Origin of the sequence: Micromonospora parastrephiae, assembly GCF_016802865.1 — a bacterium.
In the GTDB taxonomy this organism is placed as follows: Bacteria; Actinomycetota; Actinomycetes; order Mycobacteriales; family Micromonosporaceae; genus Micromonospora; species Micromonospora parastrephiae.
Map to the genome: position 1 here is coordinate 1 of NZ_JAEVHM010000096.1, position 22,162 is coordinate 22,162.

General features: G+C 72.4%; 19 protein-coding genes and 3 pseudogenes. 20 read left to right on the forward strand and 2 right to left on the reverse strand.

From position 1 onward, the window contains the following. The first annotated feature begins 135 nt into the window (after positions 1-135). The gene (gene aroC, locus JNW91_RS19000; protein ID WP_203176891.1) at positions 136-1,314 is read left to right on the forward strand and encodes a chorismate synthase; all 1,179 of its coding nucleotides are present in this window, start codon (positions 136-138) and stop codon (positions 1,312-1,314) included. Beyond that, a complete protein-coding gene (locus tag JNW91_RS19005) occupies positions 1,314-1,817 on the forward strand; it encodes a shikimate kinase (RefSeq protein WP_203176892.1) in 504 nt (167 codons plus the stop codon). The genes aroC and JNW91_RS19005 overlap by 1 nt, the downstream gene beginning before the upstream one ends. Before the next feature lie 16 nt (positions 1,818-1,833). Here the strand turns inward: JNW91_RS19005 and JNW91_RS19010 are convergent, their stop codons facing one another. Further along, positions 1,834-2,562, reverse strand: coding sequence for an alpha/beta fold hydrolase (locus tag JNW91_RS19010; protein WP_203176893.1), 729 nt, complete (start codon positions 2,560-2,562; stop codon positions 1,834-1,836). 208 nt (positions 2,563-2,770) lie between these two features. Here JNW91_RS19010 and aroB point away from each other — a divergent pair, with 208 nt between their 5' ends. The 4 genes from aroB (at position 2,771) to nusB (ending at position 5,412) form a co-directional block, all read left to right on the forward strand. Then, on the forward strand, positions 2,771-3,850 hold the full coding sequence (aroB, locus tag JNW91_RS19015) for a 3-dehydroquinate synthase (protein WP_203176904.1): 1,080 nt from the start codon (positions 2,771-2,773) through the stop codon (positions 3,848-3,850). Positions 3,851-3,908: 58 nt separating this feature from the next. After that, positions 3,909-4,334, forward strand: a complete 426-nt coding sequence (gene aroQ / locus JNW91_RS19020) for a type II 3-dehydroquinate dehydratase (RefSeq protein WP_203176894.1) — start codon at positions 3,909-3,911, stop codon at positions 4,332-4,334. Positions 4,335-4,420: 86 nt separating this feature from the next. Then, a complete protein-coding gene (gene efp / locus JNW91_RS19025) occupies positions 4,421-4,978 on the forward strand; it encodes an elongation factor P (protein WP_203176895.1) in 558 nt (185 codons plus the stop codon). Positions 4,979-5,001: 23 nt separating this feature from the next. After that, positions 5,002-5,412: a transcription antitermination factor NusB gene (nusB, locus tag JNW91_RS19030; RefSeq protein ID WP_203176905.1), complete on the forward strand. Its 411-nt coding sequence runs from the start codon at positions 5,002-5,004 to the stop codon at positions 5,410-5,412. Positions 5,413-5,485: 73 nt separating this feature from the next. Here the strand turns inward: nusB and bldD are convergent, their stop codons facing one another. Next, complete coding sequence (gene bldD, locus JNW91_RS19035; RefSeq protein WP_007458348.1) at positions 5,486-5,974, reverse strand: transcriptional regulator BldD; 489 nt, start codon at positions 5,972-5,974, stop codon at positions 5,486-5,488. 289 nt (positions 5,975-6,263) lie between these two features. Here bldD and pyrR point away from each other — a divergent pair, with 289 nt between their 5' ends. From pyrR to JNW91_RS19105, 14 genes and pseudogenes are all read left to right on the forward strand, one after another. Next, positions 6,264-6,845: a bifunctional pyr operon transcriptional regulator/uracil phosphoribosyltransferase PyrR gene (gene pyrR, locus JNW91_RS19040; RefSeq protein ID WP_203176896.1), complete on the forward strand. Its 582-nt coding sequence runs from the start codon at positions 6,264-6,266 to the stop codon at positions 6,843-6,845. A 61-nt stretch (positions 6,846-6,906) separates the two neighbouring features. Next, a complete protein-coding gene (locus JNW91_RS19045; RefSeq protein WP_203176897.1) occupies positions 6,907-7,833 on the forward strand; it encodes an aspartate carbamoyltransferase catalytic subunit in 927 nt (308 codons plus the stop codon). Further along, the gene (locus tag JNW91_RS19050; RefSeq protein WP_203176898.1) at positions 7,830-9,161 is read left to right on the forward strand and encodes a dihydroorotase; all 1,332 of its coding nucleotides are present in this window, start codon (positions 7,830-7,832) and stop codon (positions 9,159-9,161) included. Before JNW91_RS19045 ends, JNW91_RS19050 begins: the two co-directional genes overlap by 4 nt. A 58-nt stretch (positions 9,162-9,219) precedes the next feature. Further along, positions 9,220-10,383 (forward strand): glutamine-hydrolyzing carbamoyl-phosphate synthase small subunit, encoded by a 1,164-nt coding sequence (carA, locus tag JNW91_RS19055; protein WP_203176899.1) that lies wholly within the window; start codon positions 9,220-9,222, stop codon positions 10,381-10,383. Then, complete coding sequence (gene carB / locus JNW91_RS19060; protein ID WP_203176900.1) at positions 10,376-13,768, forward strand: carbamoyl-phosphate synthase large subunit; 3,393 nt, start codon at positions 10,376-10,378, stop codon at positions 13,766-13,768. The genes carA and carB overlap by 8 nt, the downstream gene beginning before the upstream one ends. A 52-nt stretch (positions 13,769-13,820) precedes the next feature. Continuing rightward, complete coding sequence (locus tag JNW91_RS19065) at positions 13,821-14,864, forward strand: quinone-dependent dihydroorotate dehydrogenase (protein WP_203176906.1); 1,044 nt, start codon at positions 13,821-13,823, stop codon at positions 14,862-14,864. 56 nt (positions 14,865-14,920) lie between these two features. Continuing rightward, positions 14,921-16,194: pseudogene (locus tag JNW91_RS19070) on the forward strand (adenosylmethionine--8-amino-7-oxononanoate transaminase). Between the two features lie 70 nt (positions 16,195-16,264). Next, the gene (gene pyrF / locus JNW91_RS19075; RefSeq protein WP_203176901.1) at positions 16,265-17,101 is read left to right on the forward strand and encodes an orotidine-5'-phosphate decarboxylase; all 837 of its coding nucleotides are present in this window, start codon (positions 16,265-16,267) and stop codon (positions 17,099-17,101) included. Positions 17,102-17,279: 178 nt separating this feature from the next. Then, positions 17,280-17,597, forward strand: coding sequence for an integration host factor, actinobacterial type (gene mihF, locus JNW91_RS19080; RefSeq protein ID WP_007458370.1), 318 nt, complete (start codon positions 17,280-17,282; stop codon positions 17,595-17,597). Positions 17,598-17,622: 25 nt separating this feature from the next. After that, the gene (locus JNW91_RS19085) at positions 17,623-18,156 is read left to right on the forward strand and encodes a nucleoside/nucleotide kinase family protein (protein ID WP_203176902.1); all 534 of its coding nucleotides are present in this window, start codon (positions 17,623-17,625) and stop codon (positions 18,154-18,156) included. A 64-nt stretch (positions 18,157-18,220) separates the two neighbouring features. Continuing rightward, entirely contained in the window at positions 18,221-18,484 is a 264-nt protein-coding gene (rpoZ, locus tag JNW91_RS19090; protein WP_007075826.1) for a DNA-directed RNA polymerase subunit omega, read from the forward strand. Between the two features lie 14 nt (positions 18,485-18,498). Then, a pseudogene (gene coaBC / locus JNW91_RS19095) lies at positions 18,499-19,702 on the forward strand (bifunctional phosphopantothenoylcysteine decarboxylase/phosphopantothenate--cysteine ligase CoaBC); the annotation flags it as partial. Between the two features lie 93 nt (positions 19,703-19,795). Beyond that, complete coding sequence (gene metK / locus JNW91_RS19100; RefSeq protein WP_203176903.1) at positions 19,796-20,989, forward strand: methionine adenosyltransferase; 1,194 nt, start codon at positions 19,796-19,798, stop codon at positions 20,987-20,989. A 59-nt stretch (positions 20,990-21,048) separates the two neighbouring features. Next, positions 21,049-22,162, forward strand: a pseudogene (locus JNW91_RS19105) (primosomal protein N' family DNA-binding protein); the annotation flags it as partial.

A 22,162-nucleotide genomic window follows, 5' to 3' on the forward strand; every position in this document is an offset into this window, starting at 1 on the left:
GCACCCTGCACAAGCGCGGCCGGGGGATCTGAGCGGCTCGGCCGCCGGCGCCCGGCCGGACCGGCGCGCGTCCGCTGGGCGGGACGCGGCGGGCAGCGCGACGTGCCGGTTGCCCGCCGTGACAGACTGACCGCTGTGTTGCGCTGGTTGACTGCAGGTGAATCGCACGGCCCCGCCCTCGTCGCGCTGCTGGAGGGGGTGCCGGCCGGCATCGAGGTGACCACCACCGAGATCGCCGACGATCTGGCCCGGCGCCGGCTCGGCTACGGCCGGGGCGCCCGGATGTCGTTCGAGCGGGACGAGGTCGAGGTGCTCGGCGGCCTGCGGCACGGCGTGACCCTGGGCAGCCCGGTCGCGATCCGGGTGGGCAACTCCGAGTGGCCGAAGTGGCGCACGGTGATGGCCGCCGACCCCGTCGACCCCGACGAACTGGCCCGGCAGGCCCGCAACGCGCCCCTGACCCGCCCCCGGCCGGGCCACGCCGACCTGGCCGGCATGCAGAAGTACGGCCACACCGACGCCCGTCCGATCCTGGAACGCGCCAGCGCCCGGGAGACCGCCGCCCGGGTCGCCGTCGGCGCGGTCGCCAAGGCGCTGATCCGGCAGGCGCTCGGCATCGAGATCGTCTCGCACGTCGTCGAGTTGGGTCCGGTGGCCGCGAAGCCCGGGCTGCGTCCGACCCCGTCCGACGCCGCCCGCATCGACGCCGACCCGCTGCGCTGCCTCGACCCGGAGGCCAGCGCCCTGATGGTCGCCGAGGTGGACGCCGCGAAGAAGGCCGCCGACACCCTGGGCGGTGTGGTCGAGGTGCTGGCGTACGGGGTGCCGCCGGGCCTGGGCAGCCACGTGCAGTGGGACCGCAAGCTCGACGCCCGACTGGCCACCGCGCTGATGTCCATCCAGGCGATCAAGGGCGTGGAGATCGGTGACGGCTGGCAGCAGGCCCGCTCCCGGGGCTCCGAGGCGCACGACGAGATCATTCCGTCGGCGACCGGCGTCCGGCGGGTCACCGACCGGGCTGGCGGGCTGGAGGGTGGCATCACCACCGGCGAGCCGCTGCGGGTCCGCGCCGCCATGAAGCCGATCTCGTCGCTGAACCGGGCCCTTTCCACCGTGGACGTCACCACCGGCGAGCCGGCCACCGCGATCAACCAGCGCTCGGACGTCTGCGCGGTGCCCGCCGCGGCGGTCGTCGCCGAGGCGATGGTGGCGCTGGTGCTCGCCGAGGCGGCCACCGAGAAGTTCGGCGGGGACTCGGTCGCCGAGATCCGCCGCAACCTGGCCGGCTACCTCGACGCGCTGGTCATCCGCTGATGGCGCCCGTCGTCGTGCTGGTCGGCGCGCCGGGCTGCGGCAAGACCACCGTCGGGCAGGCGCTCGCGGCGACCCTCGGGGTGGAGTTCCGCGACACCGACACTGACATCGAGTCGATGGCCGGGAAGCCCATCCCGGAGATCTTCATCGACGAGGGCGAGGCGCACTTCCGTGCGCTGGAACGGGCCGCCGTGGCCGCGGCGCTCGCCGCCGGCACCGGCGTGCTCGCCCTCGGCGGCGGCGCGGTGCTGGCCGAGGAGACCCGCGCCGCCCTGGTGGGGCACCGGGTGGTGCACCTGTCCGTGGAGCTGCCCGACGCCGTGAAGCGGGTCGGGCTCGGCGCCGGTCGGCCGCTGCTGGCGATCAACCCCCGGGCCACCCTCAAACACCTGCTGGACCAGCGTCGGCCGCTCTACGCGGAGGTCGCCACCGAGACGGTGAAGACCGACGGCCGGACCCCGGCGGCGGTCGTCGCCGAGATCGCCGCGCTGCTGCCCCGCTGACCCGAACGGGACCGGCTCAGCCGCGGGAGACCGCGTCGAGCACGTCGGCCAGCGCCTTCGGCTCGCTGAGCATCGGCCAGTGCCCGGTGGGCAGCTCGAACAGCTGACCGCCGGCCAGCCCGGCGAAGAAGGGGTGCCCCTGGCCGATCATCTCGCGCACCACGGTGAGCGGGAAGGTGCTGGCGACCAGGGCGGTGGGCACCGGGCGGCCACCGGTGCGTCGTACCGGATCGGTCGCCGCCCGCAGCGGCTGCGGTGTGGCCCGGGACCGCAGCACGGCCAGCGTCGTCTCATCCAACCCGGCCAGGTTCGTCGGGTCGGCCGCCGGGTCCCAGGTCGGCGGCGGCAGCAGGTGCCCCGAGCCGATCGCGGCGCGCAGTCGCTGCTGCTCCTCCGGCGGCACCGTGTCGAACTGCGCCGTGCCGTCCGGCAACGGTCCGCTCTCCACGTAGACCGCGCGGGCGATGCGGTCCGGGACGCGGTCGGCCGCCTGGGCGACCGGCATCCCACCGCCGGAGTGTCCGACCAGCAGCACGTCGCGCAGGTCCTCGACCTCGATCAGCCGGACGATGTCGGTGGTGTGTGTCTCCAGGCTCACCTCCGGCCCGGCGAGGTGGTCGCGCTCGGCCAACCCGGTCAGCGTCATCGGGTAGACGTCGTGCCCCTGGGCGCGCAGCAGTCCGGTCACCTCCCGCCACGCCCAGGCGCCCAACCAGAACCCCGGTACCAGCACGAACGTCGCCATCTGTCGCTCCTTTTCTTGGCTACCGACAGACCGTACGGTCGAATCCGGACAGGATCCGCCCGGTTTTGAGGAGTGTCCCGTGTCACATCCCGCCGGTCGGGTGCCGGCCCTGCTCGCACTGCTCCAGGCCCGGCACCGGGCGACCGCCACCGAGCGCGAGGTGGGCAGCCGCCCGCACCGCGTCGTCCACTCGACTAGGCTGCCGGCGATGGATGAGGTGACCCGGATCCCGGTCGGCGGCGAACGGCCGTACGACGTGCTGGTCGGACGCGACCTGTTGGACACGCTGCCCGGGCTGCTCCCCGGCGCGACCCGCGCGGCGGTGCTGCACGCGCCCCCGCTCAAGGGTCTCGCGGACGCGCTCGGTGAACGGCTGCGCGCGGCCGGCGTCGAACCGCTGCCGATCGAGGTGCCCGACGCCGAGGCGGGCAAGCAGATCGACGTGGCCGCCGCCTGCTGGGACCGGCTCGGCGCGGCGGGCTTCACCCGTACCGACGCGGTGGTTGGCGTGGGCGGTGGCGCGGTGACCGACCTGGCCGGCTTCGTCGCGGCCTGCTGGCTGCGCGGTGTGCGGTGGGTGCCGGTGGCCACCTCGCTGCTGGGCATGGTGGACGCGGCGGTGGGCGGCAAGACCGGCATCAACACGGCCGCCGGCAAGAACCTGGTGGGCGCGTTCCACCCGCCGGTCGGTGTGCTGGCCGACCTGGCCACCCTGGACAGCCTGCCCGCGGCCGACCTGGCGGCCGGGCTGGCCGAGGTCGTCAAGTGCGGTTTCATCGCCGACCCGGCCATCCTGGACCTGGTCGAACGTGACCCGGCGGCCGCCACCGACCCGCGCGGGCCGGTGACCCGGGAGCTGATCGAGCGGGCGATCCGGGTCAAGGCCGACGTGGTCGCCGGTGACCTGCGCGAGTCGGGCGTGCGGGAGGTCCTCAACTACGGCCACACCCTGGCCCACGCGATCGAGCAGGTCGAGGGCTACCGCTGGCGGCACGGCCACGCCGTCGCCGTGGGGCTGGTGTACGCCGCGGCGCTGGCCCGGCTCGCCGGCCGGCTGGACGCGCCGACCGCCGACCGGCACCGCGGCATCCTGTCCGCGCTCGGCCTGCCGGTCAGCTACCCGGCCGACGCCTGGGAGCGACTGCTGGCCGTGATGCGGGTGGACAAGAAGGCCCGGGGCAGCCGGCTGCGGTTCGTGGTGCTGGACGCGCTGGCCCACCCGGCGATGCTGGAGGGCCCGGACGACGCGCTGCTCGAAGCCGCCTACCGCGAGGTGGGCACCCGGTGAGCGCGAGGAGTGAGCCGGGTTTGCGAGCCCCGCAGTCGCGAACCACAGGTGGCCAGGCGTGAGGGTGTACGTCCTCAACGGGCCGAACCTGGGCCGACTCGGCACCCGGGAGCCGGCGGTGTACGGCTCGACCAGCTACGCCGATCTCGTGGCGCTGTGCGAGGCCACCGGTCGGGAGCTGGGACTGGACGTGACGGTCCGGCAGACCGACGCCGAGCACGAACTGCTCGGCTGGCTGCACGCCGCCGCCGACGAGGAAGCCGCGGTCGTGCTCAACCCGGCCGCCTGGTCGCACTACTCGTACGCGGTGCGGGACGCCTGCGCCATGCTGCGGGGGCCGCTGGTGGAGGTGCACCTCTCCAACATCCACGCCCGCGAGGAGTTCCGGCACCACTCGGTCGTCTCCGCGGTGGCGACCGGGGTGATCTGCGGTCTCGGCATCGACGGTTATCGTCTCGCCCTGCACCATCTGGCTGCCCGCTAAGGGGTCGCCCCGAGCGGGGACCGGGCGATTCGACGCAGCTAGTAGACTCGTAGGGTCTGTCCGCCAATTGATGATCAAGGCAGGAAATGGCCTCCACCAACGACCTCAAAAACGGCCTGGTACTCAACCTTGACGGCGAGCTCTGGGCCGTCGTCGAGTTCCAGCACGTCAAGCCCGGTAAGGGTGGTGCCTTCGTGCGCACCACGCTGAAGAACGTGCTGTCCGGGAAGGTGGTCGACAAGACCTTCAACGCGGGCACCAAGGTCGACACCGCGACCGTGGACAAGCGCACGATGCAGTACCTGTACGCCGACGGCGAGGACTTCGTCTTCATGGACCTGGAGACCTTCGACCAGATCACGGTGCCCGGTGGCACCGTCGGCGAGGCAGCCAACTACCTGCTGCCCGAGGCGGAGGCGACCATCGCCCAGCACGAGGGTGTGCCGCTCTACATCGAGCTGCCCACCAGCGTCGTGCTGGAGGTCACCTACACCGAGCCGGGCCTGCAGGGCGACCGCTCGACCGGCGGCACCAAGCCGGCGACCGTGGAGACCGGCGCCACCGTGCCGGTTCCGCTGTTCATCACCACCGGCGAGAAGATCAAGGTCGACACCCGCGACGGCCGTTACCTCGGCCGCGCCTGATGGCCGAGGGTTCCAAGCAGCAGATGCCGGCGCGCCGCAAGGCGCGCAAGCGGGCGCTGGATGTCCTTTACGAGGCCGACCTGCGGGACAAGCCTCCGGTGGAGGTGCTGGCCGGCTACGTGCAGCGGATCGAGCAGCCCCGACCGGAGCACCTCGGCTACGCCGTGAGCCTGGTCGAGGGGGTCGCCGAGCACCTCAACCGGATCGACGAGCTGATCGCCAGCTACGCCGAGGGGTGGACCCTGGAGCGGATGCCGGTCGTCGACCGCAACCTGGCCCGGATCGCCGTCTACGAACTGCTCTACGTCGACGAGATCGACGACGCGGTGGCGATCAGCGAGGCCGTGGAGCTGGCCCGGCAGATGTCCACCGACGACTCGCCGCGCTTCCTCAACGGGGTGCTCGGCCGGATCGCCGAGTACGCCACCCGCTGAGCGCCGCGCCGACGCCGTAGCGACGAAAGGGCCCGTGCCGGACGGCACGGGCCCTTTCGGGTGGAGCGACAGCTCAGGAGGCGAAGAACGCCCGGGGGTCGGCCACCAGCACACCGTGCTCGGTGAGCCGCTCGATCAGACCCGACGGCGAGGCGTCGTAGACGATGGCGAGCGCCCGCAGGTCGTCGGCGCGGATGGAGAGCACCCGACCGTTGTAGTCACCGCGCTGCTGCTGGATCGCGCGGGCGTAGCGGGCAACGTAGGCCAGGTCCTCGGAGGCCTCGTCGTAGAGCCGCTCCAGGTCCAGGACGATCTTGCTGGTGGGCTCGTGACGGACACCACTGCCGTCGGGCAGCAGCTCCGAGACGGGGACACGATAGAACTCGGCCAGCTCGGCCAGACGGGAAACCGTCACGGCCCGGTCGCCGCGCTCGTACGAGCCGACCACCACGGCCTTCCACCGCCCATTCGACTTCTCCTCCACGCCCTGCAGGGACAAGCCCTGCTGCTGGCGGATGGAGCGCAGGCGGGCGCCCAGAGACTTGGCGTATTCAGAGGGCATTCGGACACTCCCAGTGCTGCTCGGGGTTCTCCCGTCGATCGCTACGGAGCGTGACGGTACGGGGATTGCGACACCTGGTCAAGTGGTCGTGACCTTACCGTTGGGGAGCACCGGGGGAGTTATCCCCATTTCGTCGGCCTGATCCGGTGGTCAGCGGCCGCCGTCCATCGGCCCGGTGACCACTGGTAACGTGGCGTGAAGCCTCGGCTCGGTCCGCTCTCGCGGTCCGGCCGGAGGTGCCCGACATCCTTTAACGACCCGTCCCGTGAGGCGGGGAAGGAGGTCCGCCGTGGCATACCCACCGGCTGCCCGCTCGTCACCACCGCGACAACCCTCGGTGAAGGTGATCCTCGCCAGCGCCGACGTGCAACGCGTGGTCGACCGCATCGCCCACCAGATCCTGGAGAAGACCCAGGGTGCCGCCGACACGGTGCTGCTGGGAATCCCCACCCGGGGCGCCCCCCTCGCGCGGCGGCTCGCCTCTCGGATCAGCGCCTTCGAGGACATCGCCGTTCCGGTCGGTGTGCTCGACATCACGCTCTACCGCGACGACCTGCGCCGGCACGCCACGCGGGCGATCGGCCCGACCGAGCTGCCGTCCGGCGGCATCGACGGCAAGCGGGTCGTCCTCGTCGACGACGTGCTCTTCTCCGGCCGCACCGTGCGGGCCGCGCTCGACGCGCTCAACGACGTGGGCCGTCCGGCGTCCGTCCAGCTCGCCGTTCTGGTCGACCGCGGGCACCGGGAGCTGCCGATCCGAGCCGACTACGTCGGCAAGAACATCCCGACCTCGCTCGCCGAGAGCGTGAAGGTGACGCTCGCCGAGACCGACGGTGCCGACGAGGTCAAGCTGTACGGGGGTACGCCGTGAGCGTGAGGAGTGCAGCGAAGCGGAGCCCCGCAGTCGCGAACGAAAGGCAGGCGCAGCTCTCATGATCAGGCACCTGCTCTCCGGCGCGGACCTGGACGCCGACACCGCCACCGAAATCCTGGACACCGCCGCCGAGATGGCCACGGTGGCCGGCCGCGAGATCAAGAAGCTGCCCGCGCTGCGGGGCCGGACGGTGGTGAACCTCTTCTACGAGGACTCGACCCGCACCCGGATCTCCTTCGAGGCGGCGGCGAAGCGACTCAGCGCCGATGTGATCAACTTTTCCGCCAAGGGGTCCAGCGTCACCAAGGGCGAGAGCCTGAAGGACACCGCGCTGACCCTGCAGGCCATGGGCGCCGACGCGGTGGTCGTCCGGCACCCGGCCTCCGGCGCGCCGCACCGGCTGGCGAACTGGGTCGACGGGTCGGTGGTCAACGCCGGCGACGGCACCCACGAGCATCCCACCCAGGCGCTGCTCGACGCGTACACCATGCGGGCCCGGCTGGGCCGGCTGGCCGGACTGTCGGTCGCCGTGGTCGGGGACGTGCTGCACTCCCGGGTGGCCCGCTCCAACGTGCTGCTGCTGTCCACCCTCGGCGCCAAGGTCACCCTGGTCGGCCCGCCCACCCTCATCCCGGTGGACATCGCCGCGGCGCTCGCCCCCGGCACGGACGTCTCCTACGACCTCGACTCGGTGCTGCCGAACGTGGACGTGGTGATGATGCTGCGGGTCCAGCGGGAGCGGATGAGCGACTCCTACTTCCCCTCCGCCCGCGAGTACGCCCGCCGCTACGGGCTGGACGGCCCGCGGATGCGCCGCCTGCCCGAGCACGCGATCGTCATGCACCCCGGCCCGATGAACCGGGGGATGGAGATCACCCCCGAGGTTGCCGACTCACCCCGATCCACCATCGTCGAACAGGTCACCAACGGTGTCTCCGTGCGGATGGCTGTTCTTTACCTGCTGCTCGGAGGGAACAACCGGTGACCGCGTACCTGATCACCAGCGTGAGCGTCGTCGGCGCCGCGCCGACCGACCTGCTGATCCGCGACGGCGTGGTCGCCGAGGTCGGCCCGGACCTGTCCGCGCCGGACGCCACCGTCATCGACGGCACCGGGCTGGTCGCCCTGCCCGGGCTCGTCGACCTGCACACCCACCTGCGGGAGCCAGGCCGCGAGGACGCCGAGACCGTCGAGTCCGGTTCCCGCGCGGCGGCGCTGGGCGGCTACACCGCGGTCTGCGCGATGGCGAACACCTCGCCGGTAGCGGACACCGCCGGCGTCGTCGAGCAGGTCTGGCGGCTCGGCCGGGAGGCCGGTCTGGTCGACGTGCAGCCGATCGGCGCGGTCACCGTCGGGCTGGCCGGGGAGCGCCTGGCCGAGCTGGGCGCGATGGCGGACTCCGCGGCCCGGGTGCGGATCTTCTCCGACGACGGGCACTGCGTCGCCGACCCGAAGCTGATGCGCCGCGCCCTGGAGTACGTCAAGGCGTTCGACGGGATCATCGCGCAGCACGCCGAGGAGCCCCGCCTCACCGAGGGCGCCCAGATGCACGAGGGTGAGGTCTCCACCCGGCTCGGGCTGATCGGCTGGCCCGCGGTCGCCGAGGAGGCGATCATCGCCCGGGACGTGCTGCTCGCCGAGCACGTGGGCAGCCGACTGCACGTCTGCCACGTCTCCACCGCCGGCAGCGTCGAGGTGCTGCGCCAGGCGAAGGCGCGCGGGGTACGCGTCACCGCCGAGGTCACGCCGCACCACCTGCTGCTCACCGACGAGGTCGTGAGCGGGAGGGGTGCGCTTGCGAGCCCCGCGCTCGCGGACAACTGGAGCCCGGCCGGGGCTTACGACCCGGTCTTCAAGGTGAACCCGCCGCTGCGCACCGCGACGGACGTCGCCGCGTTGCGCACCGCGCTCGCCGACGGCGTGGTGGACGTGATCGCCACCGACCACGCCCCGCACGCCGTGGAGGACAAGGAGTGCGAGTGGGCGTACGCCCGGCCGGGGATGCTCGGCCTGGAGACGGCCCTGTCCATCGCGCTGGACGTGCTCGGCCCCGAGTGGGACCTGATCGCCGAGCGGATGTCGCGCACCCCCGCCCGGATCGCCGGGCTGACCGGGCACGGCGTCGACCCGGCGCCCGGTGTGCCGGCCAACCTGACCCTGATCGACCCGGCCGCCCGCCGCACCATCGAGCCGGCGGAGCTGGCCAGCCGCAGTCGCAACACCCCGTACGCCCGCATGACGCTGCCAGGTCGCATCGTGGCGACCTTCCTGCGCGGCGAGCCGACGGTCCTGGACGGAAAGGCTGTCAAGTGAGCGCGAGGAATGCAGCGAAGCGGAGTCCCGCAGTCGCGAACGAAAGGCCGGCACAGTGATGGTCAGGCGCAGGCCCGCGATCCTCGTTCTCGAGGACGGGCGCACGTTCCCCGGCGAGGCGTACGGCAGCGTCGGTGAGACCTTCGGCGAGGCGGTCTTCAACACCGGCATGACCGGGTACCAGGAGACCCTGACCGATCCGTCCTACCACCGGCAGGTGGTGGTGCAGACCGCGCCGCACATCGGCAACACCGGCGTCAACGGTGAGGACGACGAGTCCGGCCGGATCTGGGTCGCCGGGTACGTGGTGCGTGACCCGGCCCGGATCGGCTCGAACTGGCGGGCCACCGGCTCTCTGGAGGACCGCCTCGCCACCGAGGGCGTGGTGGGCATCAGTGGGGTGGACACCCGGGCGCTGACCCGGCACCTGCGCGAGCGGGGCGCCATGCGGGTGGGTATCTCCAGTGTGGACAACGATCCGCAGAGCCTGCTGACCCGGGTCCGACAGGCGCCGCAGATGGTCGGCGCGGACCTGTCCGCCGAGGTGACCACCGCCGAGCCGTACGTCGTCGAGGCGGTCGGTGAGCACCGGTTCACCGTGGCGGCGCTCGATCTGGGCATCAAGCGCAACGTGCCGCGCCGGCTCGCGACGCGCGGGGTGACCACCCACGTCCTGCCGGCCTCGTCGAGCATCGACGAGCTGCTCGCCACCGGGGCCGACGCGATCTTCCTGTCGCCCGGTCCGGGCGACCCGGCCACCGCCGACGCGCCGGTGGCGCTGGCGCGGGAGGCGCTGCGGCGGGAGGTGCCGCTGTTCGGCATCTGCTTCGGCAGCCAGATCCTCGGCCGGGCGCTCGGCTTCGGCACCTACAAGTTGGGCTACGGCCACCGGGGCATCAACCAGCCGGTGCTCGACCGGGCCACCGGCAAGGTCGAGGTGACCAGCCACAACCACGGCTTCGCGGTCCAGGTGCCGGGTGCGGGCTCGGGTGCGGTGGTCCCCGACCAGGTGATCGACACCGACTTCGGCGGCGTACGGGTGTCGCACGTCTGCCTCAATGACAACGTGGTCGAGGGGCTGCGGGCCGTGGACGTGCCCGCCTTCACCGTCCAGTACCACCCGGAGGCGGCGGCCGGCCCGCACGACGCGGACTACCTCTTCGACCGATTCGCCGAGCTGATCGAGGGCCGTGCCCTCAGCAAGGGGCGCAGCAATGCCTAAGCGGACGGACCTCAAGCACATCCTGGTGATCGGCTCCGGGCCGATCGTCATCGGGCAGGCCTGCGAGTTCGACTACTCCGGCACCCAGGCCTGCCGCGTGCTGCGCAGCGAGGGGATCCGGGTCAGCCTGGTCAACTCCAACCCGGCGACGATCATGACGGATCCGGAGTTCGCCGACGCCACCTACGTCGAGCCGATCACCCCGGAGTTCGTGGAGCTGGTCATCGCCAAGGAGCGTCCGGACGCGATCCTCGCGACCCTCGGCGGGCAGACCGCGCTGAACACCGCGGTCGCCCTGCACTCCGCCGGCGTCCTGGAGAAGTACGGCGTCGAGCTGATCGGCGCGAACATCGACGCGATCAACCGGGGCGAGGACCGGCAGCTGTTCAAGGAGATCGTGGCGAAGGCCGGCGTACGCCTGGGCGTCGACGACCCGACCGGGCTGGTGCCCCGTTCGCGGGTGTGCCACTCGATGGAAGAGGTCGAGGCGACCGTCGCCGAGCTGGGCCTGCCGGTGGTGATCCGGCCGTCGTTCACCATGGGCGGGCTGGGCTCCGGCATGGCGCACACCCCGGAGGACCTGGCCCGCATCGCCGGCGACGGCCTGGCCGCCAGCCCGGTGCACGAGGTGCTCATCGAGGAGAGCGTGCTCGGCTGGAAGGAGTACGAACTCGAGTTGATGCGCGACCGGCACGACAACGTGGTGGTGGTCTGCTCGATCGAGAACATCGACCCGATGGGCGTGCACACCGGCGACAGCGTCACCGTGGCCCCGGCCATGACGCTCACCGACCGGGAGTACCAGCGCCTGCGTGACCTGGGCATTGCCGTGCTGCGCGAGGTCGGGGTGGACACCGGCGGCTGCAACATCCAGTTCGCGGTCAATCCGGTCGACGGCCGGATCGTCGTGATCGAGATGAACCCCCGGGTGTCGCGGTCCTCGGCGCTGGCCTCCAAGGCGACCGGCTTCCCGATCGCGAAGATCGCCGCCAAGCTGGCCATCGGCTACACCCTCGACGAGATCCCCAACGACATCACCCTGAAGACCCCGGCGGCGTTCGAGCCGACCCTGGACTACGTGGTGGTGAAGATCCCCCGGTTCGCGTTCGAGAAGTTCCCCGGCGCGGACCCGGAGCTGACCACCACGATGAAGTCGGTGGGCGAGGCGATGAGTCTCGGGCGCAACTTCACCGAGGCGCTGAACAAGGCGATGCGTTCGATGGAAACGAAATCGGCCGGTTTCTGGAGTGTGCCGGATCCGCAGGGGGCCACGAAGCAGGACACCCTCGCCGCGCTGCGGATCCCGCACGACGGCCGGCTGTACACCGTCGAGCGGGCGCTGCGCCTCGGCGCGTCGATCGCCGAGGTCAGCGAGGCGTCCGGCGGGATCGACCCGTGGTTCCTGGACCAGATCGCCGCGCTGATCGAGCTGCGCGCGGAGATCGTCGACGCGCCCGTGCTCGACGCCGAGCTGCTGCGTCGGGCCAAGCGGGCCGGCCTGTCCGACCGGCAGCTCGCCGCGCTGCGCCCGGAGCTGGCCGCCGAGGACGGCGTACGGACCCTGCGACACCGACTCGACGTGCGCCCGGTCTACAAGACGGTGGACACCTGCGCGGCCGAGTTCGAGGCGACCACGCCGTACCACTACTCGTCGTACGACCTGGAGACCGAGGTCGTGCCGTCGGACCGGCCGAAGGTGCTGATCCTGGGTTCCGGGCCGAACCGGATCGGGCAGGGCATCGAGTTCGACTACTCCTGTGTGCACGCGGTACAGGCGCTGCGAAGCGCGCCGATCGGCGCAGCCGCTGCGTCCGGTTCCGGTGCCGCAGGCAGCGGTTATGAGACCGTCATGGTCAACTGCAACCCGGAGACGGTCTCCACCGACTACGACACCGCCGACCGGCTCTATTTCGAACCGCTGACCTTCGAGGACGTGCTGGAAGTCTGGCACGCCGAGGACTCGTCCGGCCGGGCGGCCGGCGGACCGGGCGTGGTCGGGGTCGTCGTACAGCTCGGCGGGCAGACCCCGCTGGGGTTGGCACAGCGGCTCAAGAACGCCGGCGTGCCGGTGGTCGGCACGTCCCCGGAGTCGATCCACCTCGCCGAGGAGCGGGGGGCGTTCGGCGCGGTGCTGGCCCGGGCCGGGCTGCGCGCTCCGGCGCACGGCATGGCCACCTCCTACGACGAGGCCAAGACGATCGCCGACGAGATCGGTTACCCGGTCCTGGTCCGGCCGTCGTACGTGCTGGGCGGGCGGGGTATGGAGATCGTCTACGACGACCCGACGCTGCGCGACTACATCGGCCGGGCCACCGACATCTCCCCGGACCACCCGGTGCTGGTGGACCGCTTCCTGGACGACGCCATCGAGATCGACGTGGACGCGCTCTGCGACGCCGACGGCGAGGTCTACATCGGCGGGGTGATGGAGCACATCGAGGAGGCCGGCATCCACTCCGGCGACTCGTCCTGCGCGCTGCCGCCGATCACCCTCGCGGGCTCGCACCTGGCCGAGGTGCGCCGCTACACCGAGGCCATCGCGCGTGGCGTCGGCGTCCGGGGCCTGCTCAACGTGCAGTACGCGCTCAAGGACGACGTGCTCTACGTACTGGAGGCCAACCCGCGGGCGTCGCGGACCGTGCCGTTCGTCTCCAAGGCCACGGCGGTGCCGCTGGCGAAGGCCGCGGCCCGGATCGCGCTCGGCGCGAGCATCGCCGAGTTGCGGGCCGAGGGCGTGCTGCCGGCGACCGGGGACGGCGGCACGATGCCCGCCGACGCGCCGATCGCGGTCAAGGAGGCGGTGCTGCCGTTCAAGCGCTTCCGTACCCGCGCGGGCAAGGGGATCGACTCGCTGCTCGGACCGGAGATGAAGTCGACCGGCGAGGTGATGGGCATCGACACCAACTTCGGGCACGCCTTCGCCAAGAGCCAGTCGGCCGCGTACGGGTCACTGCCGACCGCCGGGAAGATCTTCGTCTCGGTGGCCAACCGGGACAAGCGCGGCATGATCTTCCCGATCAAGCGGCTGGCCGATCTGGGCTTCGAGATCGTGGCCACCGCCGGCACCGCCGAGGTGCTGCGTCGGCACGGCATCGCCTGCGAGCAGATCCGCAAGCACTACCAGGCCGGCGATGGCGACGACGCGGTGTCGCTGATCCTCGGCGGCGACGTGGCGCTGGTGATCAACACGCCGCAGGGCTCGGGCGCCAGTGCCCGCTCCGACGGCTACGAGATCCGCAGCGCGGCCGTCACCGCGGACATCCCGTGCATCACCACGGTTCCCGGCGCGGCGGCGGCGGTCATGGGCATCGAGGCGCGCATCCGCGGCGACATGCAGGTCCGTCCCCTGCAGGACCTGCACGCCACCCTCCGTGCGGCCCGGTGACCGTGGGCGCCTGGGTTGCGTCGGGCCGGGATGGCGGGGAGGGACGGTGGGTGTGATGTTTGAGCGGGCGGTACGGCCCTGGTTGTTCCGGCTCGGCGGCGGGGACGCCGAGACCGCGCACGAGTGGACGCTGCGGCGGCTGGCCGCGCTGTCGGAGCGTCCGGTGGCGTTGGCGGCCCTGCGGGCCCGCTACGCGGTCCAGGCGCCGCGCACGGTGTTCGGCGTGCGGTTCCCCAACCCGGTCGGGTTGGCCGCCGGCATGGACAAGGACGGTGCGGCCCTGCCCGCCTGGCCGGCCCTTGGCTTCGGTTTCGTCGAGGTCGGGACGGTCACCGCACACGCCCAGCCGGGCAACCCCCGGCCCCGGCTGTTCCGACTGCCGGCGAGCGAGGCGGTGATCAACCGGATGGGCTTCAACAACGCCGGCGCCGCCGCGCTGGCCGCCCGGCTGACGGCGCTGCCGCGCCCGATCGGCGTCCCGTTGGGCATCTCGCTGGGCAAGTCCAAGGTGACCCCACTGGACGAGGCGGTCGACGACTACCTCGCCTCGTACCGGGCGCTGCGCGCGCACGGCGACTACTTCGCGGTGAACGTCTCCTCGCCGAACACCCCCGGTCTGCGGTCCCTTCAGGACCGTGCGCACCTGGACGCGCTGCTCGGCGCGCTGGTGGGGGAGAAGCCGGTGCTCGTCAAGATCGCACCGGACCTGACCGAGGCGGCGATCGCCGAGCTGCTGGAGGTCTGCCTGGCGCGGGGCGCGGCCGGGGTGATCGCGACCAACACCACGCTGGCCCGCGCGGGGCTGGCCCCGGTGGACGCCGAGCGCGGCACGCAGACCGGTGGCCTCTCCGGCCGACCGCTGACCGGCCGGGCCCGCGACGTGGTCGCCTTCGTGCACTCCGAGACCGGTGGCCGGCTACCGATCATCGGGGTCGGCGGGGTGCTGGACCTGGACGACGCCGCGCGGATGTTCGACGCGGGCGCCGCCCTGGTGCAGCTCTACACCGGCTTCATCTACCGGGGCCCGGCCCTGGTCCGCGCGGCCGCCCGCGCGACGGCCACAGCGGCGGCACCGGATCCGGTCGCCGGCCGGTGACCCGTCCGGCCGTGCCGCTCCGCCGGCCGGCCTGTCCACGCCTGGAAGGAGCGCGTGTGACACCCGAGGAGATCCTGACCGCCGACCGGGCGCACGTCTGGCACCCGTACGCCGCGCTGCCGCCGGCGACCCAGCCGTACGTCGTGCGCAGCGCCGAGGGGGTACGGCTGACCCTGGCCGACGGGCGGGAACTGGTGGACGGGATGTCGTCCTGGTGGGCGGCGATCCACGGCTACCGGCACCCGGTGCTGGACGCGGCGGTGACCGACCAGCTCGGCCGGATGAGCCACGTGATGTTCGGCGGGCTCACCCACGAGCCCGCGTCCAGCTTGCCCGCACGCTGGTCGAGTTGACCCCGGACGGCCTGGAGCACGTCTTCCTGGCCGACTCCGGCTCGGTCAGCGTCGAGGTGGCGGTGAAGATGTGTCTGCAGTACCAGCGGGCTGTCGGCCGGCCGCAGCGGCGCCGCCTGGCGACCTGGCGGGGCGGCTACCACGGCGACACGTTCCACCCGATGAGCGTGTGCGACCCGGAGGGCGGGATGCACCACCTGTGGGGTGACGTGCTGCCCCGCCAGGTCTTCGCACCGGTCCCGCCGGGCGGCTTCAGCGATCCGCCCGACGAGGCGTACGTGGCGACGCTGGTGGACGCGGTCGAGCGGCACGCCGGCGAGCTGGCCGCGGTGATCGTGGAGCCGGTGGTGCAGGGCGCGGGCGGGATGCGTTTTCACCATCCGGCGTACCTGCGGGTCCTGCGCGAGGTGACCCGCGCGCACGGGGTCCTGCTGATCTTCGACGAGATCGCCACCGGCTTCGGCCGCACCGGCGCGATGTTCGCCGCCGAGCACGCCGGGGTCAGCCCGGACGTGCTGTGCGTGGGCAAGGCGCTCACCGGCGGCTACCTGACCCTGGCGGCGACGCTGTGCACCCCGGAGGTCGCCCGGGGCATCTCCGCCGCCGGCGTGTTGGCGCACGGGCCCACGTTCATGGGCAACCCCCTGGCCTGCGCGGTGGCCAACGCCTCCATCGGGTTGCTGCGGGCGGGGGACTGGGCGGGGCAGGTCGCCAGGGTCGGCGCCGGTCTGCGCGCCGGCCTGGAGCCGCTGCGCGGCACGCCCGGAGTGGCCGACGTGCGGGTGCTCGGCGCGATCGGTGTGGTCCAGCTCGATCACGAGGTCGACCTGGGCGCGGCCACAGCGGCGGCGGCCGAGCAGGGGGTGTGGCTGCGGCCGTTCCGCGACCTGGTCTACACGATGCCGCCGTACGTCACCGACGACGCCGACCTGGCCCGGATCGCGTCCGGGGTGGCGGCGGCGGTGGCGGCCGGCTGAGCCGGCCGTAGCCAACGGGTATCCCGGCGGGCGGTCCGCCACCCGGGGACGAGGAGAGGGGAAGTACCGGATGGAGAGCTTCGGAACCCGGCTGCACCGGGCGGTCACCGAGCGGGGGCCGCTCTGTGTGGGCATCGACCCGCATCCCGCTCTGCTGGCCCGCTGGGGCCTCGACGACGACGTTCCGGGTCTTGACCGGTTCACCCGGACCGTCGTGGACGCCCTTGGTGACCGGGTTGCGGTGGTCAAGCCTCAGTCGGCCTTTTTCGAGCGTTTCGGATCCCGCGGTGTGGCCGTTCTTGAGTCAACTATCCGACAGTTACGCGAGGCCGGTTCGCTCGTTCTGCTGGACGTCAAGCGCGGAGACATCGGCTCGACGGTGCGCGCGTACGCCTCCGCGTATCTCGATCCATCCAGCCCGTTGTATGTCGACGCGGTCACCGCGAGCCCCTACCTGGGAGTAGGTTCGCTGGCCCCGATGTTCGAGCTGGCCGCCGAGCACGGCGGTGGGGTCTTCGTGTTGGCCCTCACCTCCAACCCCGAGGGGGCCGCCGTGCAACGCGCCCGAACGGCCGACGGGCGCACCGTCGCGCAGACCGTGATCGATGAGATTTCGCAGCTCAACAAGGGTGCAACCCCCCTCGGCAGCTTCGGGTTGGTGGTCGGCGCGACCATCGGTGACACCGGTCACGACCTCTCCGGCGTGGGGGGTCCACTGCTCGCACCGGGGCTCGGCGCGCAGGGTGCCGGCGCGGCCGATCTGCGTACCGTCTTCGGTCCGAGCCTCGCCACGGTGCTCCCCTCGTACTCCCGGGAGGTGCTCTCCGCGGGCCCCGACGTGGCCGCGCTGCGGGCCGCCGCGGACCGGGTGCTGGGCGAGTGCCGGGCCGTTCTGGCTGCCCGGTGACTGACTGACGGCTCGGTCACTTTGCGATGATCATCGCGCGCCCACGTTGCCGAAAGCTCCGTTGACCGCTAGTTTTCCCCGCGCTGGGAACCACGGACCCCTTGGTTCACAGCGACACCACGTTTCACAGATGCGGCGGTGCGCCCCGCCCGCCGCGATAGGGACCTGAGGAGAACTGGTGCCGCTCCCGTCACTGACCCCCGAACAGCGCGCTGCCGCGCTCGAGAAGGCCGCGGAGATCCGCAAGGCCCGTGCCGAGCTGAAGGAGCAGCTCAAGCAGGGCAAGACCACCCTTGGTGCCGTCCTCGAGCGCGCCGAGAGCGACGACGTCGTGGGCAAGCTCAAGGTTTCGGCCGTCCTGCAGGCGATGCCGGGCATCGGCAAGATCCGGGCGACCCAGATCATGGAGAAGCTCAAGATCGCTGACAGCCGTCGCCTGCGTGGCCTCGGCGAGCAGCAGCGCAAGGCACTGCTTGGAGAGTTCGCCGCCAACTAAACCTGGCAGCGTGTAGAAACAAGCAGTGAGCACGGATGACGAGGCGCGCCCGGCGGCTCGGCTCACTGTCCTGGCTGGACCTTCGGGTTCCGGCAGGGAGAGTGTCGTCGAGCTCGTCCGGGCGCGTTCTCCGTCCGTGTGGATCCCGGTCCCGGCCACCACCCGGCCGCGCCGGGAGCAGGAGGTCGACGGTGTCGACCGGGTCTTCCTCGCCCCGGCCGAGTTCGACCGGCGGGTGGCCGCCGGCGAGCTGCTGGAGTGGTCCAGGGCCGGCCCACACCGCCGGGGTACGCCGTACCCGCCGCTGCGGGCCCGGCTCGACGGCGGGCAGCCGGTGCTGCTCCCGCTCGATCTGCGTGGCGCCCCGCTGGTCCGGGCGCGCCTGCCCGACGCCCGGCTGGTGCTGCTGAGCCCGCCCGGGCAGCGTCCCGAGGCCGCCGTCGTGGCCAGGTTCGACCACGCCCTGACGCACGACCACACCGAGCGCGTCGTCAACGAGCTGGTAGGCTTACTCGGTTCTTCTTATCCGGATCCGGCCTGGTCGCGCGTGCGTGGCTGACGGCCGACCGCCGTTGAGACTCAGCACCGCGTTCGCGCGGCTCGAAAGACGCAGAGGTTAATTCGTGGGATCCATCGCCAACCCCGAAGGCATCACCAACCCGCCGATCGACGAGCTCCTCGAGAAGACGACGTCGAAGTACGCGCTGGTCATCTTCGCCGCCAAGCGCGCGCGCCAGGTCAACGCCTACTACAGCCAGCTCGGTGAGGGCCTGCTCGAGTACGTCGGCCCGCTCGTGGAGACCACCCCCCAGGAGAAGCCCCTCTCCATCGCCATGCGCGAGATCAACGCGGGCCTGCTCACGGCCGAGCCGACCGACCAGCCGTAAGCCCGCGTCCGTCGATGTCCGCCTCGATCGTCCTCGGGGTCGGCGGCGGCATCGCCGCCTACAAGGCGTGTGAGCTGCTGCGACTCTTCACCGAGTCGGGTCACCGGGTCCGCGTCGTACCGACCGCGTCGGCGCTCCGCTTCGTCGGAGCGCGACCTGGGCGGCGCTCTCCGGCCAGCCGGTCGCCGACGACGTCTGGTCCGACGTGCACGAGGTGCCGCACGTGCGCCTCGGTCAGCAGGCCGATCTGGTGGTGGTCGCGCCGACCACCACGACCTGCTCGCCAAGGCCGCGCACGGGCTCGCCGACGACCTGCTGACCAACACGCTGCTGACCGCCCGCTGCCCGGTGGTGCTGGCCCCGGCCATGCACACCGAGATGTGGGAGCACCCGGCCACGGTGGCCAACGTCGCCACGCTGCGCGCCCGCGGGGTCCGGGTCATCGAGCCGGCCGTCGGGCGGCTCACCGGCGCCGACAGCGGCAAGGGCCGGTTGCCCGACCCGGCGGAGATCTTCGCCGTCGCCGCTCGGGTCCTCGCCCGGGGTCGTTCCGCCCCCACCGACGACCTGGCCGGCCGGCACGTGGTCGTCACCGCCGGTGGCACCCGCGAACCGCTGGACCCGGTCCGCTTCCTCGGCAACCGCTCCTCGGGCAAGCAGGGCTACGCCTTCGCCCGCGCCGCGGTCGCCCGGGGCGCCCGGGTCACCCTGATCGCGGCGAACGTCTCCCTCGCCGACCCCGCCGGCGTCGACCTGGTCCGCGTGGGCTCCACCGCCGAACTGCGCGAGGCGACCATCAAGGCCGCCGACGAGGCCGACGCGGTGGTGATGGCGGCGGCTCCGGCCGATTTCCGCCCGGCGACGTACGCGCCTGGCAAAATCAAGAAGTCGGACGACGGCGTCGCGCCCACCATCGAACTCGTCACGAACCCGGACATCGCGGCGGAGCTCGGTCAGCGCAAACGACCGGAGCAGGTGCTGGTGGTGTTCGCCGCCGAGACCGGCGATGCCGAGGCCAACGGCCGGGCGAAACTCGCCCGGAAGCGGGCCGACCTGATCGTGATCAACGAGGTCGGTCAGGACCTGGTCTTCGGGGCCGACACCAACACGGTGACGGTCATCGGCGCGGACGGCTCGATCAGCCGGCTGCCGGAACAGGCCAAGGAGGACGTCGCCGAAACCGTGTGGGACCAAGTCGTGGCGCGGCTGTCCAACCGCTCCTGATGGGTGGAACAGGGCGCGACCGACCCCGACAGCTGCCGCAGTGGCGACTAGACTGCCGCGGAACGACATCACACGCTTAGGAGTGCCGTGACACGCCGCCTCTTCACGTCCGAATCGGTCACGGAAGGCCACCCGGACAAGATCGCCGACCAGATCAGCGATGGCATCCTCGACGCTCTGCTCGCCGAGGATCCGCACAGCCGAGTAGCGGTCGAGACCATGATCACTACCGGCCAGGTGCACATCGCTGGTGAGGTGACCACCAAGGCGTACGCCGACATCCCGACGATCGTCCGCCGGACCATCCTCGACATCGGCTACGACTCGTCGAAGAAGGGCTTCGACGGCGCATCCTGCGGAGTCAGCGTCTCCATCGGTGCGCAGTCCGAGGACATCGCGCAGGGCGTGGACAACGCCTTCGAGCTGCGGACCGGCGCGTCGGAGAGCGCCTTGGACGCGCAGGGCGCCGGCGACCAGGGCATGATGTTCGGCTTCGCCTGCTCGGAGACGCCCGAGCTGATGCCGCTGCCGATCGCCCTCGCGCACCGTCTGGCCCGCCGGCTCGCCGCGGTCCGCAAGGACGGCACGATCCCGTACCTGCGTCCGGACGGCAAGACCCAGGTCACCATCGAGTACGAGGGACTGCGCCCGATCCGGCTGAACACGGTGGTCGTGTCCAGCCAGCACGCCGCGGACATCTCCCTGGATTCGCTGCTCACTCCGGACGTGCGCGACCACGTCATCGCCCCGGAGCTGGAGAGCCTCGGTCTGGACACCGACGGCTACCGGCTGCTGGTCAACCCGACCGGCCGGTTCGAGATCGGCGGCCCGATGGGTGACGCCGGGCTGACCGGCCGCAAGATCATCGTCGACACCTACGGCGGGTACGCCCGGCACGGCGGCGGCGCGTTCTCCGGCAAGGATCCGTCCAAGGTGGACCGCTCGGCGGCGTACGCGATGCGCTGGGTGGCGAAGAACGTGGTCGCCGCCGGTCTGGCCGAGCGGTGCGAGGCGCAGGTCGCCTACGCCATCGGCAAGGCGCACCCGGTGAGCCTGTTCATCGAGACGTTCGGCACCGAGACCGTGGCCGTCTCCTCGATCGAGAGTGCCGTCACCGAGGTGTTCGACCTGCGCCCGGCCGCGATCATCCGGGACCTCAACCTGCTCCGCCCGATCTACCAGCAGACCGCCGCGTACGGCCACTTCGGCCGGGAGCTGCCGGACCTGACCTGGGAGAGCACCGACCGGGCCGCCGACCTCAAGTCGGCCGCGGGAGCCTGACCGCCACCAGGCGTAGCGACCGGCGACCCGCGGATGGGTCGCCGGTCGCGCGCGTCTGCGTGGACGTTCCGCTGGCGCACCTGGACCGGCCGTTCGACTACCTGGTGCCGGCCGAGCTGGACGAAGCGGCGGTGCCGGGAACCCGGGTGAAGGTGCGCTTCGCGGGGCAGCTCGTCGACGGTTGGCTGCTGTCCCGCGCCGACGACTCCGGGCACACCGGCCGGCTCGCGTACCTGGAGAAGGTGGTCTCCCCGGAACCGGTGCTGGCGCCGGACATCGCCCGGCTGGCCCGCGCGGTCGCCGACCGGTACGCGGGCAGCCTCGCCGACGTGCTCCGGCTCGCGGTGCCGCCCCGGCACGCCCGCGTGGAGAAGGAGCCCCGCGACGACCGGCCGGCCCTCGGGGTCGCCGAAAACGCCGAAAACGCCGAGCAAGCCGAAAACGCCGAGCAAGCCGAGCAAGCCGCGGGCGCCGAGCGGGCCGGGTCGCCGGGCGCCGGGGCGGACGGTGACGCCCCGTCGACGGTGGACCCCCGGGGGTGGCGGGACTACCCGACCGGCCCGGCCCTGCTGCGGGCGCTCACCGACGGCCGGGCCCCCCGCGCCGTCTGGTCGGCGTTGCCCGGCGAGGACTGGGCCGCCCGCTATGCCGACGCGGTCGCCGCGACCGTCGCCGGGGGGCGAGGGGCCGTGGTGGTGGTGGCCGACGCCCGCGACCTCGACCGCCTCGACGCCGCGCTCACCGCCGTGCTCGGTCCGGGGCGGCATGTCAGCCTCTCCGCCGCGCTCGGGCCGGCCCGGCGCTACCGGGCGTTCCTCGCCGCCCGGCGCGGGCAGGTGCCGGTGGTGATCGGCACCCGGGCGGCGATGTTCGCCCCGGTGCACCGGCTCGGCCTGGTCGCCGTGTGGGATGACGGCGACGACCTGCACTCCGAGCCCCGGGCGCCCTATCCGCACGCCCGCGACGTACTGCTCACCCGTGCCCAGCTCGCCGAGGCCGGCGCGCTGGTCGGCGGGTACGCCCGCACCGCCGAGGCGCAGCTGCTGCTGGAGACCGGCTGGGCCCGGGAGGTCTCGCCGACCGGGCGACGGTGCGGGCCCGGGTTCCGGCCATCGCGCCGACCGGCGACGACCCCCAGCTGGCCCGCGATCCGGGTGCGGCGACCGCCGGCTG

Bases quoted from the DNA above. Each gene is read 5' to 3' on its own strand.
- aroB (WP_203176904.1), top strand. From the start codon at position 2,771: ATGGATGAGGTGACCCGGATCCCGGTCGGCGGCGAACGGCCGTACGAC.
- JNW91_RS19010 (WP_203176893.1), bottom strand. From the start codon at position 2,562: ATGGCGACGTTCGTGCTGGTACCGGGGTTCTGGTTGGGCGCCTGGGCG.
- bldD (WP_007458348.1), bottom strand. From the start codon at position 5,974: ATGCCCTCTGAATACGCCAAGTCTCTGGGCGCCCGCCTGCGCTCCATC.
- JNW91_RS19005 (WP_203176892.1), top strand. From the start codon at position 1,314: ATGGCGCCCGTCGTCGTGCTGGTCGGCGCGCCGGGCTGCGGCAAGACC.
- pyrF (WP_203176901.1), top strand. From the start codon at position 16,265: ATGGAGAGCTTCGGAACCCGGCTGCACCGGGCGGTCACCGAGCGGGGG.
- carA (WP_203176899.1), top strand. From the start codon at position 9,220: ATGGTCAGGCGCAGGCCCGCGATCCTCGTTCTCGAGGACGGGCGCACG.
- JNW91_RS19045 (WP_203176897.1), top strand. From the start codon at position 6,907: ATGATCAGGCACCTGCTCTCCGGCGCGGACCTGGACGCCGACACCGCC.
- nusB (WP_203176905.1), top strand. From the start codon at position 5,002: ATGCCGGCGCGCCGCAAGGCGCGCAAGCGGGCGCTGGATGTCCTTTAC.
- efp (WP_203176895.1), top strand. From the start codon at position 4,421: ATGGCCTCCACCAACGACCTCAAAAACGGCCTGGTACTCAACCTTGAC.
- carB (WP_203176900.1), top strand. From the start codon at position 10,376: ATGCCTAAGCGGACGGACCTCAAGCACATCCTGGTGATCGGCTCCGGG.